This window comes from Methylosinus sporium, assembly GCF_003113265.1.
GTDB lineage: Bacteria > Pseudomonadota > Alphaproteobacteria > Rhizobiales > Beijerinckiaceae > Methylosinus > Methylosinus sporium.
Genome location: NZ_PUIV01000005.1, coordinates 114,964 through 131,594, shown reverse-complemented (window position 1 = coordinate 131,594; position 16,631 = coordinate 114,964). Strand labels below are relative to the sequence as shown.

Here is a 16,631-nt window from a genome sequence, read left to right as displayed (position 1 = left end):
AGGCGAGCCCCCTCGCGACGCGCTCGCACCCGCCCTGGCGGAAAAACGGGTCTGGGCGTCGCGATCGAGATGCGAGAGGGGCGTCGCGCTCCTCGCGTCAGCCCTCGCGCCAGATCGAGCCGTCGGAGAACACCTTGCCGCCGCGCGAGCCGCCGCCGACCGCCGCCGCGCCATAGGCGAAGGCCGCGCCGTCGAGATCGGTCGCGAATGCGCAGGCGCCGGCGCCTATCGTCGCCGCGGACGGCAACGCCGCTACTGCAAAGCTCGGCAGCTTCGGCGGCGCGAGGAAGTCGAATGTCGTCCCATCGCTCTGGACGACGTCGGCGGAGCCGAGCGTGCTGGAGCGCGAGATTTTGAATTTATCGCCGTCGGAATTGTCGATTCCCGTCGACCAGTCGACGATGCCGGCGACCGTATAGCGCGTGAACGGGTCGCCGGAGCCGGCTCCTGCCGTCTGCAACTGCTTCACCGCATGAGCAGTCGCGCTCGCATTCTGTTGCTCGAGCAGCTCGCAGGCCTCGAGCGTCGAGTTGAATTGATGTTTCAATCCCCACACCTTGCCGGTGACGGGATAGCCGTTCAGCAGCCATGCGGCGGTCATCGGCTCCTGCGCGACGAAGCTGTACAGGACCGCGCCGGTCGCAGGCGACGACAGCGCAGATATTTTGATCGGGCCTTCGATTTGATAGACGTTGTCGCCGTCGTAATAGGGAAGAGCGCGGACGCCGCCGCCGTTCTTGATCTGATACATGAACGGCGCATCATTGTAGCCGACCGTCACGAACACATCGGTCCAGTGCCAGTTCGCCTTTCCGCCCGGCCCCGCATCGAGCAGCATGATCATGCTGTCGTCGTGCCGGCTCCATCGCATCCTGTCGGTCAGAAAGCCATGGGCGATATACGACCCGTCATGCGCGCAGCCGACCGTGATCGGCCGGAGGACCTGATCGCCGAGCGTCGTCATCGCGAGATGAAATTCGCTCTGGAACGGATTTTGCCCAGGGCCGAGCCGGAACTTCGACTCGAGATGCAGATACCACGCAGGCTCGCCCGAAAGAATTCGCGCTCCGCCGGGATTGGTGTTCCAACCCCAGATCAGATCGTGAATCCAATATGTGCGCGGGTCGACGGAGCCGGGGCCGTCGTCCACCTGCGCGGCGTAATAGTGCAGGCGATAAGGAGGCGCGCCGGCTTCGACATTGTCCAAGCCGATGTCCATCAGCTTCTGGGGGTTGTTCGCCGCCACGACGATGCGGTCCTCCGCGGCGAAATCGATCTTTCCCGAAAAGGGATTCAGTCGCCAAGCCATGTCGTCAGCTCCGCGTCACGGTGAGGAGATTGCCGGAAGCGTCATAGGTCATCGTCAGCGTGCCGATGATCGTTCCGCCCGAGCCGCCGATCTTATAGACCGTCTGCGTCAGATTCGTTCCAGAATAGGTGTTTTCCAGATAATCCCATTGGCCGGGCCAATCGACGGTGGAGACGACATCGGCATAGCTCCCGTCTCCCAGATCTTTGAGTTTCTTGACAGCGTCAGTCATGATTTTTCTCCATGAACGAGAGGGCGAAATCAATGGTCGAGCGAAGCGGGCTATGCTGCCTCGCCGCGACGCAAAGCGAAAGAGCTTCGACATTCGAGGAAGAGCCCCCTCCGCTCGGCGAGCGGGGAAGGAAGGCGACTTACGCGTTCGAAGAAGCGAATTCAGACTTATACTCGCCGCATACGCGGCGCGGCCGCGCGCGGCGTCAAGGCCAGCGCGGTCACCGCCCACACCAGCGCATCCAGCCGATCGGGACTGCGTCCCGACGATAGTCCGTTCGTTCCGAAATCGCACATTTCGTCTTCCAGCGCCGGAAAGGCGCCGACATGGCGCACGCGGCCCTGCTCATAGAGCTGCGCGACCGGCGCCGCGCGCAAATATTTGCCGCGCGTCGCGCGCGCCTCTTTCACAGGAACGGACGGATCGGCTTCGTGAATGACGGCGCGCACCATCTCGCCGCCCTGATTGACTTCGGCGATCAGCGCGTCGGCTTCGAGCCTGTGATAGAGCGCCACCGCGACGCGCGCCCATTGCGCTGGACGCGCCGCCTCGAGCGTCGCATCCTCGAGCACGAACACGATGCCGTTCGCCGTCCCCGCCGCGACAATGCCGCAGCGATCGGCGCGCCTGGTCGAGGAGGCGGGCGGGTCGACCGCGACGACGATGCGCTCGAACCGCGGCGCCTCGGTGACGCGGACGCTCTCCAACATGTCGCGCGACCACAGAGCGTCGGCGCGCTCTTCGACAATGTCGCCGTCGAGCTCCTGACGTCCCAATCGCGTGCCGGCATATTGCGCGACGACGCTCTCGAGAAAGGATGGCGCGAGATTGGCGGCGTTCTGCCGCGTCGTCGCGCGCGTCGTCACGACGCCGTCTTCGCTCAGCAGGCGCTTCAGCAAAGGAATGGGGCGCGGCGTGGTGGTGACGAGCTGGCGCGGCCATTCGCCCAATCTCAGCCCGAATTGCAGCATGTCCCAGCTCTCGTCGGCATAGCGCCATTTCGCCAGCTCGTCGCACCAGGCGGCGGAAAATTGCGGGCCGCGCAGACTCTCGGGATCTTCGGCCGAGAAAGCCTGCGCGACGACGCCATTGTCGAAAGTGAGCCGCTTGCGCGATGGCTCCCACAAGGGCCGCTCGCTGCGCGGATGCGCGGCGAGTATTCCAGAGACGCCTTCGATCATCACATCGCGCACATGCGCGGCGCTCTCGCCGACGAGCGCGATCGGCGACAAGGGTCGCGTCGCAAATTGGGGCCGGCCGCGCGCGATGGCGCGCACCCATTCGGCGCCGGCGCGCGTCTTGCCGGCGCCGCGTCCGCCCAATATCAGCCAGACCCGCCAGGGCTCGCCGCCCGGCGCCAGCAAGGGCGGCCATTGATCCTCGCGCGCGCAGAACTCCCAATCGGCGAGCAGCGTTTCGAGCTCGCGCGCGGAAAATCCGTCGATCAGCTCATCGAGCCGGCCCTTCGCCGCACATGCGCTCGAGCCGGCGAGCAAGCTCCTCGCGGAGTTCGGCCAATTGGCGGGGAGGCTCGTCGTCGAAAGCGTCTCGATCAAGCTCGTCCTCCGCTCGCGCCGCGCCGGCGTCGCGATTCATCCGCTTCAATTCCGCCAAGCTGCGCACCAGGCTGGCGAGCACGCGTGCGCTCGTCTCCATGGTCTTGGGCGCCGCCTTTGCGCCGCATGTCGCGAGCGCCGTTTCGGCGCGCAGAAACTCGCGCTCCACCGCCTCCTCCAGCCGCGCGATGAGGCTGCGCGACTCTCTCGGCGGCGGCGCGACGCTCCGTCGCTCCGACACGGGGGGCGCTTCGGCGCTCTTGCGCTTGATCGGCGACGGCCGCAGCGGCCATCCCTCTCTTTCACGAAAGCTGCGGAACGCGCTCTCGCTCATGCCGAGCATCGCGCGCACCTCCGTGATCGGCGTAACGCCCGCGTCATAGAGCAGCTTCGCCTGCGTGACGATGTCACACGAGCGCGCGTCCGACTTTTGCGCCATGCATCGGCCTCCATGGGACGAAAGCCCCGGACCGCGAGCCTTCAGGCTCGCTTTCGGCTGTTTACGTAGAGATCGGGGGAAGCCGCGCGCTATGTCTCGGAAAGAGCGATCCTGAAGGTGCGCGGTCCAGTCTCGGGCAAAGCCCCTCGCCCCAAGCGCAATTCTGGAGCATGGGATTTGTCTATAGGACCACCATCCCGCTGTCAAGGAATAAATTCATAACGACGTCTCAAGTGCGGAAGTCGCGGCGAAGGCGTGAGCGAGCTCGGCTTTCAAGCGCTCGAAGGCCGCTGTCTCCGCGCGCTCCTTGTCGCGGCGGATCAGATCGCGAATATATTCGCTGACATTCTCATAGGCGCCGTTCTCGCCCACATTCGCGGCGCGGCGACGAAATCGCTCAATGCGCCGCTCACGCGAACGGTCATCGTCGTGGGTTTGGACATGTGGCCGCCCTCTCGAATTTCCGCAATATAATCAAATCGAAGACGTCGCAAGCAGGCCTCACGCCGCCCGCCCTTTCTTGCGCCGCGGCCAGCGCTTGGGCCACAGCACGATGAAATTGGGAAGATCGTCGGTCTCCACCTCCTGCTCGCGGGCCGCCACGCGGCCGCGCACGGAGACGCCGGCCGTGTGGACGCTGGCCGGATCGCCGGTCAAGAGCGGGTGCCATTCGGGGAGCGGCTTGCCTTCGGCGCGCAGGCGATAGGCGCAGGTCGGCGGCAGCCAGGCGATCCCGGCGAGCGCCTTCAGGGTGAGGCGCACGCAATCGGGCACTTTGGTCTGGCGGCCGGCGTAGTCGCGGCAACGTCCGGTGTCGCCGTCCAACAGGTCGCAGCCGACGCTCGTATGATAGATTTCCCCACTATCTTCATCCTCGAGCTTGACCAGGCAGCAGCGCCCGCACCCGTCGCAGAGCTTCTCCCATTGCGGCCGCGTCAATTCGTCCAAGGGCCTCATCCAGAACGGTTCGCCCGCCTCTTTTTCGGTCTTCGTCGCCATACTCTGTCTTCGACCCTCGTCTGCGGCGCAGCGCGCGCTCTATTCATCCTGCCGGCGATCCTGCGGGCCGGCCATCGTCAAGGCGGCTCGAGGAGTGCTATCATCCGCCCCCGGTTCGCATGACGCCCGGAGGGCCCAAGGGAGCGGCGCAATTGCTCGAGACTATTCGATCCTCGCGCTTATACAAGCGGGCCGCAAGGCTGCTGCTGGCGCTCGACGCCTATATCGACTCGAGCCTCTTCGATTCGAGCCGCGGCGCGCGCGAGGCCTATGAGAATTTTTCCGCCTTCATGAACCGCTTCCAGGTGCGCGGCCTGCGCCGGGCGGCGGTGGAATTGGGCTGCGAGTCGCTGACGCTCGCGCTCGGCGGCGGCATTGTCGCGCTGGCGTTGTCGATCTCCGCCATGCGCATGACCAGCGACGATTGGCTCAAGAAGCAGGACCTCTCGATCACGTTTCTCGATCGCTATGGCGCGGTCGCCGGACAGCGCGGCATCAAGCATGACGACGCCGTGCCGCTCGATCAATATCCCGACTATGTGATCAAGGCGGTGCTGGCGACCGAAGATCGCCGCTTCTATGAGCATTTCGGCATAGACATCATCGGCACGGGACGCGCGCTCACCGTGAATGCGCGCTCCTCGGGCGTGGTGCAGGGCGGCTCCTCCATCACGCAGCAGCTCGCCAAAAACGTGTTCCTCTCCAATGAGCGCACCATCACCCGCAAGATCAACGAGGCCTTTCTCGCGCTCTGGCTCGAGCAGCGCCTCGCCAAGCAGGAGATTTTGAAGCTCTATCTCGACCGCGTCTATATGGGCGGCGGCGCCTTCGGCATTCAGGCGGCGGCGGAATTCTATTTCGGCAAATCGGTGCGCGACGTGTCGCTGTCGGAGGCCGCCATGCTCGCGGGCCTCTTCAAGGCGCCGACCAAATACGCCCCGCATGTCAATCTTCCCGCGGCGCGCGCGCGCGCCAATGACGTGCTCGACAATCTCGTCGACGCCGGCTTCATGACGCAGAGCCAGATCGTCGCCGCGCAGCGCAATCCGGCGACGCCCATCGAGCGCAAGCGCGACCAGAGCCCGGATTGGTATCTCGACTTCGCCTTCAAGGAGGCGCAGCGCCTCGCCGAGGCCGGCAAGTTCGGCGATGACCGCGTGCTGACGATCCGCACCGCGCTCGATCCCAATGTGCAGAAGCGCGCCGACGAAGTAGTGGAGGAGAATCTGCGCGAGAGCGGCCGCGCCTATCGCGCCAAGCAGAGCGCCTCCGCCTTCATGGAGCTCGACGGCGCCGTGCGCGCCATCGTCGGCGGGCGCGACTATGGCGCGAGCCAGTTCAATCGCGCGACGGAGGCGGCGCGCCAGCCCGGCTCCTCCTTCAAGCCCTATGTCTATCTCACAGCATTGATGACCAATAAATTCAAGCCGACGACGGTCGTCACCGACCGCCCGACCTGCATCGGCAATTATTGCGTCCACAATTACAGCGGCGGTTACGCCGGCTCGCTGCCGCTGTCATTGGCGCTCGCCAAATCGCTCAACACCATCGCCATTCAATTGTCGATCGCGATCGGCAATGGCGATTCGCGCGCCGGCCGCGCCAAGATCATCGACACATGCCGCAAGCTCGGCATCACCACGCCGCTCGAGGATACGCCCTCTCTGCCCGTCGGGCAGAGCGATGTGATCCTGCTCGAACATGCCGCCGGCTACGCCGCTTTCGCCAATGGCGGCAAGAAGACGACGCCCTACGCCACCGTGGAGGCGCGCAACAGTCGCGGCGAGATTCTCTATCAGCATGATCGCGACGCGCCGCCGCAGGAGCAGGTCGTGCCTTTCGAGAAAGTCGCCGAGCTCGACACGATGATGAAGCGCGTGATCGACGAAGGCACGGGCGGGCGCGCCAATCTCGGCCCGGGCGTCGACGTGATCGGCAAGACCGGCACCACCAACGGCTATAAGGACGCCTGGTTCTGCGGCTTTACCGGCAATTTGGGCGGCTGCGTGTGGTATGGAAACGACGACAATGAGAGTATGGCGAATATGACCGGCGGCACATTGCCGGCGAAGACATGGCGCGACATCATGGCCTATGCGCATCAAGGCATAGCCATCAAGCCGATTCGCGGCCTCGCTTCGCCGGCGACGCTCGCGGCGGCGGCGGCCGCTCAGCCCAAGACGGTGGAGCTCGGCGCGCCGGCGCGTCCCGCGGCGCTGTCGCGCGGCGCGCTGGAGGCGCTCGGCCAGATCGAGTCCAAGATGAAATTCGACGATCCGAAGCGTTCCGTCCCCGACTCGTCGTCGCAGACGTCCCCCACCGACAAGCGCGCCGATCGGCGCTGACGGATTTCGCATGATCAATTATGTGCGGGCCTTCGCCGTGATGATCGCGGGTCTTCTGCTCGGCTTTGCGATCACCGCCGTTTCGCTCGGGCTCGGCCGCGGCTTCGGCGCGGTGCATGTCGGGCCCTGGACCGCCTGGCCGCGCCACGGCGGCTCCGATATCGATCCTTATGCGCGCGCCGTGCTGGCGCGCTCGGGCGAGGCGCCGCTCGGCCATGGTCAAGGCCTCGCCTTTTTCGCTGATACGGATTCGAACGGCGCGCCGCTCGATGGACGTTGCGATTACCGCCTCTCCGACTCGACGCCGACGGCGCGCTTCTGGACGCTCGGCGCGACCAGCGCCGCGGGGCGGCTCATCGACAATCCCGCCGGTCGCCACGCCTTCACCTCGAGCGAAATTTTGCGTCGCGAGGGCGGCGCCTTCGCGATCGAGATCGGCCCGCAGGCGCGTCCGGGCAATTGGCTGCCTGTAGCGAAAGAACCTTTCACGCTGGTGCTGCGCCTCTATGACACGCCGCTCGACATCGAATCGGCGCCCGACCCCGCGACATTTCCGAAGATCGTGAAACTGCATTGCGCATGAAAATATCTCGCACCTATCTCGACTGGCTGCCCTGGGCGCTCGCGACCGTCTGCGTCGCGGGCTCCGTTCATATCGTCTCCGTGCTGCTGATGCCGGAGCTCGCGCCGCGCAACGCCTATGCGCGCCTCGCCGCGGCGGCGCAGAGCGCCGAGACGACGCCCAATGGCGTCGCTCTGCTGCCGCGCGCCGCGCCGGGCGCGGAAGTCATGCCTTTCGAAGATTCCGCTTTCGTCGAAGGCGTCTGTCTCTTCGATCTCTCCAAAGGGATGATGCGCGTGCGCGCCGACGCCGATCCCGAGGAATTGATCGCGCTCTCCTTTCATGCGCGCACCGGCCGCGTTTTTCATTCCGCGACCGATCGCTCCGCGATCAAAGGCAAGATCGACGTGCTGGTCGGCGACGCGCGCCAGATCGAAGCGGTGGAAGGAGAAGACGAGGAAGCGCCGCCGAGCCAAGTGCATGTGACAGCGCCTTCGATGCGCGGCTTCGTGCTCATGCGCTCGCTGGCCAAGCGCGCGAGCGATCGTGATCGCGCCGAGCAGCGCCTGCGCGCGGTCTCCTGCGAGACTGTCGCCGAGCCAGAAAGCTGAGGCGCGTCACGCAAAAGAAGCGATCCGACGTCTCGCCATGGATCGCTTCGTCTTGGGCGCCGATCAGAATGTCACTTCGAGACGCAAAGTCGCATTGAGCGGCTCAGAGGGGAACAGCCACGCGGAACTGGGGCTCGCCTCTCGGTAACGCGCGTCGAAGAGATTGCGCACATTCACACTGAGCTTTGCGTTCTCGTATTTGTAATAGGCGAGCGCATCAAAAGTCGCATAGGCGCCGAGCGTCACGACCAGATTGGGCGTCGTCTGCGAGACGAGATTGGTGGTGCGCGAGCCCACGAATCTCATGCCGCCGCCGAAGCCAAGCCCAGCGAAGTCGCCGGACTGTGCCTCATAGATGCTCCACAGACGCAGCGTATCCTGCGGCACGAAAGGCGTGCGCGAGCCGACGACATAGTTCGAATCGGCGACGATGCGTACATCCGTGTGGCCATAAGCGAGCAGGAAATTCCAGCCCGGCGCGATCTTATAGCTCGCGTCGATCTCGACGCCTCGGCTACGCTGCCTGCCCGTCTGCACCTTATAGCCATTGGTCGCTCGCGTCGGATCGGGATCGGCCGTCGTCACATTGTCGAGCTCGATCTGATAGATCGAGGCCGTGCCGCTGAGCTTGTCGGTGAGATCTGCCTTCACGCCGAACTCGATTTGATCGCCCTTCAGCGGATCGAAAGTCTGAATCGTCCCGTCATTCGTCGTGTTCGGATATTGCGGTTGAATGTGGTGGAGTAGCCGGAATAGGCAGTGAAGCCCGGCAGGAAATCATAGAGCAGGCCGACGCGCCACCCGACTCCGGAACCACGCGACTTGGAGCTGGACATCTTCAGCGGATTCATGCCCGATTCCGAGAAGGAGCGATATTGCACCAGATTTACGCCGGCAGAGAGGCGCAGCTGGTCCGTGATGGAGACGACGTCGTTGAGATATTCGTTGAACTGATGCGTGTCGGAATCGCCGAACATATATTGATAGACGTTCAGCGCCGGCGCCCCCCAATTGGGATAGTTCGGATCGTTGAAATAAAAGCTCGAGAAGCTGTTGGTCGGCTTGCGCATGTCCATCTTGTACCATTGGTCGGTGAAGCGCCCGCCGAGGACGAGATCATGCGAGAATCCAAAGGTCGAGAAACGGCCATGCAGCATCTGGTCCGTGTCCACCGCATAGACAGGCCCCATGCGAATCTCGGAATAGGACTGCGTGAATTTCTCGGCCCCGCTCGAAAGCAGGCTCGGCGTCGCGGTGATCGACACCGTATCGCGCGAAGTCAGCGTGTATTGCGCTGATGATTTGAACGACCAGTTATCGTCGAACTTATGCTCGTAGACGGCGCGCAACGCGTCGCTGCGATAGCGATAGGTGGAGCGCGGATCGTAGAGATTCGTGTCACGCGAAGTCGGCGCGAGCGGCGCGAGAATCGCCGAGGCTCCGCTGCCCACTGTGACAAAGCCCGGCTGGCCGCTATAGGGATGCGTGTTCTGCCAGCGATATTCGGCTTCGAGGGTTATGGCGTCCTGCGATGTCAGTTGCCCCTGCAACATGCCGGAGATGTGGCGCTTTTCGAAAAATGTATCGTCGGCGAAAAGCCTGTGGCCGCCTTCGTGCATGTTGAGCCGCACGAGCCAATCCTTATTGTCGGCGAACGGCGTCGAGAGATCGGCGGACACGGCATGCGTTCCATAGGTGTCGAACTCCGAGGAGATCGTCGCATGCGGATCGGAAAGCGGCTTCTTCGTCACGAGATTGAGCGCGCCGCCGACATCGCCGGAATAGGCCCCGTAGAGCAGAGCGGAAGGCCCCTTGAGAACTTCGACGCGCTCGAGATTGCCGATCCAAGCATTGCCGAAAGGCGTCGGATCCCAAAGACCGTCGCGCAAGGTCGTGCTCACTTGAAAGCCGCGTATGTAGAGGCTGGTGAGCTGATCGAGCGGATAATAGCTGGGATAAGGGCTGCTGACGCCGGAGACATTCTGCAACGCTTCTGTGATGGTGCGCGGGGCCTGCTCCTCGATGATCTTATGCGGGATCGTCGTCACATGCTGTGGAACAAAGGAGTTCGGCAGCTCGGCTTTGCTGCCGGTCGAGCTGCGCGTGATGAGATAGTCCTTATGGCCCTCCGGCCGTCCTTCGCCGATCATCGGCTGGACGGCCGGTAGCGCGGAGACATCGATCGGCGGCAGCTCCACTGGTTGGGCGTGAACCTGCGTCGGAAGCAGCAGCGCGCAGCCGCCCACCAGCAGCAAACGCTCATTGGAGCGCAGAGTTGGACGAGTGAAACGAAAACGTGGAGTAGACGGCATTTGAGAGTCCCGAGCATTGAGGTTCGGTCCCGGATCGGACCAGCCGCCGCCGCGCCTCGCCGCCTCGAGGCCCGCCATGCGGCGAGATCGCTATATAACTGTACTATATTTATACGGATAGGCTGGGTTCGACAAAATGAACTAAGTTGTCGTAAATATGGGCTGAATGCCGCTCCGTTGGTCACTCGAGACACGGGGGAGAAATGAATTGATCGAGAAGCGAGCGCAAGAATCCATAATATAGCGCAGGAATCGCTTCGCAATCTCGACGCGCGCCCGCAACGCGCTAATGTGAGGGTCGGACATGTCGACGCATTGCGATCGACCCTGCCGGCGACCACTTCCTATAGAGATGCCGGCAATAGCTGAGGGCGATGCGATGAAGAATATCATTCCCACACTGGCGGCGGCTCTTCTGGCGGCGACGATCGCGCCGGCGCTCGCCGAGACGACTGTCGAGACCAAGCCTGCCGCTCCGCAGGAGGAGCACGGCGAGGGCCATGGGGGCGGCTGCTGCAAGATGATGCAGGAGATGCGTCAAATGCATCAGATGCACGATCAGATGATGATGGATCACATGAAATCCATGCATCAGGGCCATGGCGCGGGCCATGATGGCGGACATGAGAGCGGCCATGACGGCCATGCGCCGGACACGGCGCCCAAGGCGGAATAGCGCCTCGGCAGGCTCGTTTCCCGCAAGGAGAAACGAGCCCGGCCGGTCGGCTCACGCCGTCAGCGTCGGATAATCCGTATAGCCTCTCGCGCCCGCCGCATAGATCGTCTCGCGATCGACCTCCGCGAGCGGCGCGCGGCGGCGCAGGCGCTCGACGAGATCGGGATTGGCGATGAACGGCCGGCCGAAAGCGATGAGATCGGCGCGCCCGCTCGCGACCGTCTCCTCGGCGAACTCCAGCGTATAGGCGTTATTGGCGATATAGGCGCCGGGAAAGCTCTTCCGCAAAGCGAGATAATCGAAAGGCGCGACATCGCGCGGCCCTTGCGTCGCGCCTTCGATAACGTGAAGGAAGCCGAGCTTCTTCTCCGCGAGCTTCTCCACGAAATAGCCGAAGACCGTCTGCGGATCGCTGTCCGCCATGTCATGCACCGGACTGACCGGCGAGATGCGTGCGCCGACACGGGACGGCTCCCAAGCCTCCAGCACGGCGTCCGCGACCTCGAGGCCGAAGCGGGCGCGATTTTGCGGCGATCCGCCATAGGCGTCGGTTCGCTCATTGGAGCCGTCGCGCAAGAATTCGTCGATCAAATAGCCATTGGCGCAATGAATCTCGACGCCGTCGAAACCCGCCTCCTTCGCATTGCGCGCGGCTTTGCGATAATCGTCGACGATCCCTGGGATTTCGTCCAGCCCCAGCGCCCGCGGCGCGGAGCAATCGACAAAGCCCGTCTCGATCGCCACCTGTTTCGTCGTAGCGATGGCGGAGGGCGCGACCGGCGCGCCGCCGCCGGGCTGCAACGAGACATGCGACACGCGCCCGACATGCCACAATTGCAGCACGATATGGCCGCCGGCCCCATGAACGGCGTCCGTCACCTCGCGCCAGCCGGCGATCTGCTCGGGCGAATAGATTCCCGGGGTGAAGGCGTAGCCCTGCCCCTGCTGGGAAATCTGCGAGGCCTCGGCGATGATGAGGCCGGCCGAGGCGCGCTGGCGGTAATGCTCGGCCATCAGCGCATTGGCGGCGTTGGTCCCATGTGTGGCGCGACGGCGCGTCAGCGGCGCCATGACGATGCGATTGGCCAGCGAAAGATCGCCGAGACGAAAAGGTTCGAATAAAGAAACGCTCATATCTGCCGTATCCTCGTGGTCTCTCGCCCCTGCGCGGGCCGTTCCCCGACCGCTCCCCCTAGCGCTCCCCCACTTGGGGATTGATCGCAAATTTGTTAGGTCGGGACCAGATGGAATGATTTTCTCGGGAAAGGGCCCCATGATCGGCGACGCAGCTATGACCGAAGACGCAGACTTCCGCCGCCGCCTCGACGAGGCCGCCGGCGCGACCGAGTCCACGCTCGCCACGCTGCTCGGCGCAGAGCCGCTTCCCGGCGAAATCGCCCGGCCGGCGCGGCTGCTCGAGGCGATGCGCTATGTCGCGCTCGGCGGCGGCAAGCGGCTGCGGCCCTTTTTGGCGCTCGAATCCGCCCGGCTCTTCGGAGTCGAGGGCGAGAGCGCGCGCCGCGCGGCGGCGGCGATCGAGATGATCCATTGCTATTCGCTCGCCCATGACGATCTCCCCGCCATGGACGACGACGATCTGCGCCGCGGCCGCCCGACCGCGCACAAGGCCTTCGACGAGGCGACCGCCATTCTCGCCGGCGACGGCCTGCTGACTTATGCCTTCGACGTCCTCGCCGATCCGGCGACCCACGCCGATGCGCAAATTCGCGCGCGGCTGGTGCTGGCGCTGGCGCGCGCCTCCGGGCTCGGCGGCATGGTCGGCGGCCAGGCGCTGGACCTCGAAGCCGAAAAAGCCTCGAGCCCGCTCTCGCAGGAGGAGACGCTCCGCCTGCAAGCGATGAAGACCGGCGCGCTCTTGCGGATCTCGGTGGATTTCGGCGCCATTCTGGGCGGCGCCTCGGCGCCCGTGGCCGCGGCGCTCGGCCGCTATGGCGACGCGCTCGGCGCCGCCTTTCAGATCGCCGACGATATTTTGGACGCGGAGGGCGACGAGGCCGCGCTCGGCAAGCGCGCCGGCAAGGACGCCGAGCGCAACAAGGCGACGCTGATCGGCCTGCTCGGCCTCGACAAGGCGCGCGAGCGGCGCGACGCTCTGGTGGAAGCCGCCATAGAAGCGCTCGGCGAGACCGGCCTCGGCGCAGCGACCGGCGTGCTCGCGGAGGCCGCCCGCTTCGTCGCGTTGCGCAGCAATTGAGCGGCGCGCTGAACCTCTCCGGCGAGACGAACGGTCCTCGCCGCCGCCGCCCGCTGCTGTGGCGCGTCGCCAAAGCGCGCGCCCGGCTTTTTTTCTGCGTTCTCGCGGGAACCGCCGTCGGTCTCCTATTGCCGGGGAGCTGGCGGGAAGTCACCCGCGCGCTCGTCGGCTGGGACGTCTTCGTCACTCTCTATTTGCTGCTCTCGGCCGAGCTGATGGCGCGCTCGACGCCGATCTCCATGCGTCGCCGCGCGCAATTGCAGGACGAGGGCCGGCTGGTCATTCTGGTGATGACCATCGCCACCGCCTGCGCCTCCATAGGCGCGATCGTCGCCGAGCTCGGCCCGGTCAAAAATCTCGAGGGATTTTCAAAGCACGCGCATATTTCCCTCGCCGTGCTGACCGTCGTGCTCTCCTGGCTGTTCGTGCATCTGACCTTCGCGCTCCATTATGCGCATGAATATTATTTCGAGCGCGCCAGCGCGCCGGACCGACCGTCCGAACTGCGCGGCGGGCTGATCTTTCCGGGCGCGCAGCAGCCAGGCTATATGGATTTTCTCTATTTCGCTTATGTGATCGGCGTCGCCTCGCAGACGGCGGACGTCTCGATCTCTTCCGCGACGATGCGCGCCGTGGCGCTCGTTCACGGCGTATTGGCCTTTTTCTTCAATACGGCCGTTCTGGCGCTCACCGTCAATATCGCTGCGGGCTTCGTGTGAGAACGCGCGCTCTTCTCGCCGCTTTGGCTCTCTCGTTCGGCCCTTCCGTCGCGGCCGAGGTGCGGATCGAAAATTTCGCATTCACGCCCGCGCATCTCACCGTCAAAGCCGGCGATACGATCGTCTTCGTCAATCGCGATCAAGCGCCCCATTCGATCATCGGCGCAATGGGCAAGGAAGAAATCTTCCATTCGCCCGAGCAAATGGACGAGGACGAGAGCTTCCGCGTCACGCTGCCGCGCCCCGGCGAAGTATCCTTTCGCTGCGGGCTGCATTCTCATATGAGCGGAACGATCTCCGTCATTCCCTGAGACCCGTTCCCTTCGCGCGCCATCGAAACGAAAACGCGAGTCGCCGATGGCGACTCGCGGAAATTATTTCTTCGCCGCCTGCGCCTTCCACGGATCGGAGAAACGCGGAGAGGTCAGCAGGCTCTCGTCGGTCAGCGCCTTCAAAAAGGCGAGCAGATCGGCCTTCTCCTGTGGCGAAAGATCGATCTTGACGATCAGCGGACTCTTGAGCGGATTGAGCGCGCCGTCGCCCTTGGCCGGCCCCGTCTCGATCTTGCGTCCGCCGCGTGCGTAGATATCGATGACCTCTTCGAGCGTCGCCACCGTCCCGTCATGCATATAGGGCGCGGTCATCGCTATGTTGCGCAGGCTCGGCGCGCGGAACTTGCCCATATCGTCCGGGTCCTGCGTCACGTCATAGAGGCCGCGATTGGGCTCTGGATAGGCGCCTTTGCCGTCTATGTCGTAGAGGCCCGTATTGTGGAAAGGCGTTTCCGCCTCGCGCGTCTTGGCATGCACGAATTGATCGTCGAGATCGACGCTGCCATGGCAGTGATGACACTCCGCCTTCTCGCCGAAATAAAGATCGTGCCCGCGCTGCTCCGCCTCCGTCAGCTTGATCTTGCCTTGCAAATATTGGTCGTAGCGGCTGTCGAAGGAGACGACGCCGCGCTGAAACGCCGAGATCGCCTTGATGATCGTCTCGAAAGAGATTTGCTCGGCCGGCTTCTTTTCCGGAAAAGCGGCGGCGAACCATTTCACATAATCCGCATCATTGCGGAAGCGCGCGACGATTTCCGCCTTATTGGCGTCATTGACGCCCATCTCGATCGGCCGCTCGCCATAGAGCGGATTCTCCATCTGGCGCTCCAGCGTCACCAGCGCCGGATTGGCCCAGGTGAGCGTCGCGCGCCAACCCGAATTGACGATGGACGGCGCATTGCGCGGCGTCTTGTCGCCGGTGGAGCCGACGCTGACGACGCGCCCGTCGGTGAAGGCGCGCTCCTGCAAATGGCAGGAGGAGCAGGAGATCGTCGCATTGCCGGAGACGCGCTTGTCGAAGAACAAGCGCCGTCCGAGCTGAAACTTCTCTTCCGACATGGGATTGTCGGCGGGGACGCGCGGCGGCGGAATATATTTGGGAAGCTCCCATTTCCATTCCGTCTGCTCGGCCGCTGTCTGCTTGTCGGCCGCCTGTTTGGCCGGCTCGGCCGAGGCGGCGAAGGCCGCCGCGACGGCGAGCGTCAGTCCGAAGAACGGCGCCCCCCTCATTGCTTCGCGCCCACGACTTTCGCCGCCGTCGCGCCGACTTTGAAAATCGGCGAGACGCCGGGCTTGGTCTGCTTGCCGGCGTCGCCGGCGCCCGCGGCGCTGTCGCCGAGATTGAGGCCGAGCGCAGAGAAAACAGCCGGACATTCGGGATCGTCGAGCGCGCTCATGCAGCCGACCGCGCCGCCCTTGTCGGCGACGATGTCGGAATTCTCGAGGAGCTTGGAGAGATCGAATTCGACGCGCTGCGTCTTGGGATCGAAACGATCGAGCGCGACGGTGAAGCGGTTCTCATGCGCGCAAGCGACGATCTCGCCGGTCGCCGGATTGCCCTTGCAGGCGGTCGAGCCGATATGCACCATCCAGCTGCGCGTCTTGGAGCCGTCCGCCTTGATGACGGGCGTCGCCGGATCGACCTCGAAAGTGACGAAGCGGCGGCCGGCCTGCCAGTTCCACGCCATGCCGACCACATCGAGCGGCGGCGCCGCAGTCTCGACATTGGAATGATTGATCGAGACCGGCTTGCCGTCGACGATCGTCTCCACCGGCGCGCCGACCGAGAATTCGAGGCCGACATAAGAGCCCGCCGGCGCTTTGCCGACGATGGTCGTATTCTTGGCTGGATTGCCCTGCGTGCAGGGACTATTGCCGCCGCGCGCATCCTTGAAGTCGAGCAGAGCGACATCGCCATATTGCCATTCGCTCTGATCCAGAGCCACCGGCGTGCGCTTGCCCTTGGCGTCGATCAGCTTGAAGCCGTAGACATAAAGGCGCGCTTCGTGGAGCTTGGCGGAAAGATGGCCGGTCCCGAGATTGGCGAGCGGAGCGCCGCAGCCGACCTCCTTGCCGTCGTTCACCAGCGCGAAAGAGATGGAAACCGGCTTCGCCTCGCCGGAGGCGGCGAGAGCCGACACGGAAACAACGCAAAAATAGCCGGCCGCCGCGGCCGCAAATCCGATATATCGCAATTTCCGCATCTCGACTTCCTCCGCTCTTCGGCCGGGCGTTCCGCCGTCCGCAAAAATTTTCGAGGGCGCCGCCTATCTTATAAGACGTGCGAATAGGCGAAAAGGAACCTCGGGACGAAAGATTTTTTT

Annotated in this window: 18 protein-coding genes; 7 read left to right on the top strand and 11 right to left on the bottom strand. The window is 64.1% G+C overall.

Going from position 1 to position 16,631, the window contains the following annotated elements:
• Window positions 1-97: 97 nt before the first annotated feature.
• From C5689_RS05665 to C5689_RS05640, 6 genes are all read right to left on the bottom strand, one after another.
• A complete protein-coding gene (locus C5689_RS05665) occupies window positions 98-1,309 on the bottom strand; it encodes a hypothetical protein (RefSeq protein ID WP_108916296.1) in 1,212 nt (403 codons plus the stop codon).
• Between the two features lie 4 nt (window positions 1,310-1,313).
• A complete protein-coding gene (locus tag C5689_RS05660; protein WP_108916295.1) occupies window positions 1,314-1,541 on the bottom strand; it encodes a hypothetical protein in 228 nt (75 codons plus the stop codon).
• A gap of 167 nt (window positions 1,542-1,708) precedes the next feature.
• On the bottom strand, window positions 1,709-2,989 hold the full coding sequence (locus C5689_RS05655) for a DNA-packaging protein (protein WP_167398688.1): 1,281 nt from the start codon (window positions 2,987-2,989) through the stop codon (window positions 1,709-1,711).
• Between the two features lies 1 nt (window position 2,990).
• Window positions 2,991-3,536, bottom strand: coding sequence for a terminase large subunit domain-containing protein (locus tag C5689_RS05650; RefSeq protein WP_108916293.1), 546 nt, complete (start codon window positions 3,534-3,536; stop codon window positions 2,991-2,993).
• Between the two features lie 216 nt (window positions 3,537-3,752).
• Window positions 3,753-3,908 (bottom strand): hypothetical protein, encoded by a 156-nt coding sequence (locus C5689_RS05645; RefSeq protein ID WP_206605355.1) that lies wholly within the window; start codon window positions 3,906-3,908, stop codon window positions 3,753-3,755.
• Window positions 3,909-4,037: 129 nt separating this feature from the next.
• Window positions 4,038-4,535, bottom strand: a complete 498-nt coding sequence (locus C5689_RS05640) for a YcgN family cysteine cluster protein (RefSeq protein ID WP_108916292.1) — start codon at window positions 4,533-4,535, stop codon at window positions 4,038-4,040.
• Between the two features lie 152 nt (window positions 4,536-4,687).
• Here C5689_RS05640 and C5689_RS05635 point away from each other — a divergent pair, with 152 nt between their 5' ends.
• Genes C5689_RS05635 through C5689_RS05625 form a run of 3 tightly spaced genes read left to right on the top strand, consistent with a single transcriptional unit; the run spans window position 4,688 to window position 8,053 of the window.
• Window positions 4,688-6,880: a transglycosylase domain-containing protein gene (locus tag C5689_RS05635; RefSeq protein WP_108916357.1), complete on the top strand. Its 2,193-nt coding sequence runs from the start codon at window positions 4,688-4,690 to the stop codon at window positions 6,878-6,880.
• Window positions 6,881-6,890: 10 nt separating this feature from the next.
• Window positions 6,891-7,463, top strand: a complete 573-nt coding sequence (locus C5689_RS05630) for a DUF1214 domain-containing protein (protein WP_108916291.1) — start codon at window positions 6,891-6,893, stop codon at window positions 7,461-7,463.
• Window positions 7,460-8,053, top strand: coding sequence for a DUF1254 domain-containing protein (locus C5689_RS05625; RefSeq protein WP_174800240.1), 594 nt, complete (start codon window positions 7,460-7,462; stop codon window positions 8,051-8,053). The genes C5689_RS05630 and C5689_RS05625 overlap by 4 nt, the downstream gene beginning before the upstream one ends.
• A 63-nt stretch (window positions 8,054-8,116) precedes the next feature.
• Here C5689_RS05625 and C5689_RS18940 read toward each other — a convergent pair whose 3' ends face one another.
• Window positions 8,117-8,716: a TonB-dependent siderophore receptor gene (locus C5689_RS18940; RefSeq protein ID WP_280176402.1), complete on the bottom strand. Its 600-nt coding sequence runs from the start codon at window positions 8,714-8,716 to the stop codon at window positions 8,117-8,119.
• 11 nt (window positions 8,717-8,727) lie between these two features.
• Window positions 8,728-10,365, bottom strand: a complete 1,638-nt coding sequence (locus tag C5689_RS18815) for a TonB-dependent siderophore receptor (RefSeq protein ID WP_158271764.1) — start codon at window positions 10,363-10,365, stop codon at window positions 8,728-8,730.
• A gap of 379 nt (window positions 10,366-10,744) precedes the next feature.
• Here C5689_RS18815 and C5689_RS05610 point away from each other — a divergent pair, with 379 nt between their 5' ends.
• The gene (locus C5689_RS05610; RefSeq protein ID WP_146188326.1) at window positions 10,745-11,041 is read left to right on the top strand and encodes a hypothetical protein; all 297 of its coding nucleotides are present in this window, start codon (window positions 10,745-10,747) and stop codon (window positions 11,039-11,041) included.
• Between the two features lie 51 nt (window positions 11,042-11,092).
• Here the strand turns inward: C5689_RS05610 and C5689_RS05605 are convergent, their stop codons facing one another.
• Entirely contained in the window at window positions 11,093-12,175 is a 1,083-nt protein-coding gene (locus C5689_RS05605) for an alkene reductase (protein WP_108916286.1), read from the bottom strand.
• A 157-nt stretch (window positions 12,176-12,332) separates the two neighbouring features.
• Here C5689_RS05605 and C5689_RS05600 point away from each other — a divergent pair, with 157 nt between their 5' ends.
• From C5689_RS05600 to C5689_RS05590, 3 genes are read left to right on the top strand one after another with little or no spacing between them, the layout of a single operon-like run.
• Window positions 12,333-13,256 (top strand): polyprenyl synthetase family protein, encoded by a 924-nt coding sequence (locus C5689_RS05600; RefSeq protein WP_244594598.1) that lies wholly within the window; start codon window positions 12,333-12,335, stop codon window positions 13,254-13,256.
• The gene (locus tag C5689_RS05595; protein WP_108916284.1) at window positions 13,253-13,975 is read left to right on the top strand and encodes a DUF1345 domain-containing protein; all 723 of its coding nucleotides are present in this window, start codon (window positions 13,253-13,255) and stop codon (window positions 13,973-13,975) included. Before C5689_RS05600 ends, C5689_RS05595 begins: the two co-directional genes overlap by 4 nt.
• Before the next feature lie 59 nt (window positions 13,976-14,034).
• Window positions 14,035-14,286 (top strand): plastocyanin/azurin family copper-binding protein, encoded by a 252-nt coding sequence (locus C5689_RS05590; protein ID WP_158271763.1) that lies wholly within the window; start codon window positions 14,035-14,037, stop codon window positions 14,284-14,286.
• A 63-nt stretch (window positions 14,287-14,349) separates the two neighbouring features.
• Here the strand turns inward: C5689_RS05590 and C5689_RS05585 are convergent, their stop codons facing one another.
• The gene (locus C5689_RS05585) at window positions 14,350-15,537 is read right to left on the bottom strand and encodes a methanobactin export MATE transporter MbnM (protein WP_108916282.1); all 1,188 of its coding nucleotides are present in this window, start codon (window positions 15,535-15,537) and stop codon (window positions 14,350-14,352) included.
• Entirely contained in the window at window positions 15,534-16,511 is a 978-nt protein-coding gene (locus C5689_RS05580) for an MbnP family copper-binding protein (protein WP_108916281.1), read from the bottom strand. The genes C5689_RS05585 and C5689_RS05580 overlap by 4 nt, the downstream gene beginning before the upstream one ends.
• Window positions 16,512-16,631: the final 120 nt, after the last annotated feature.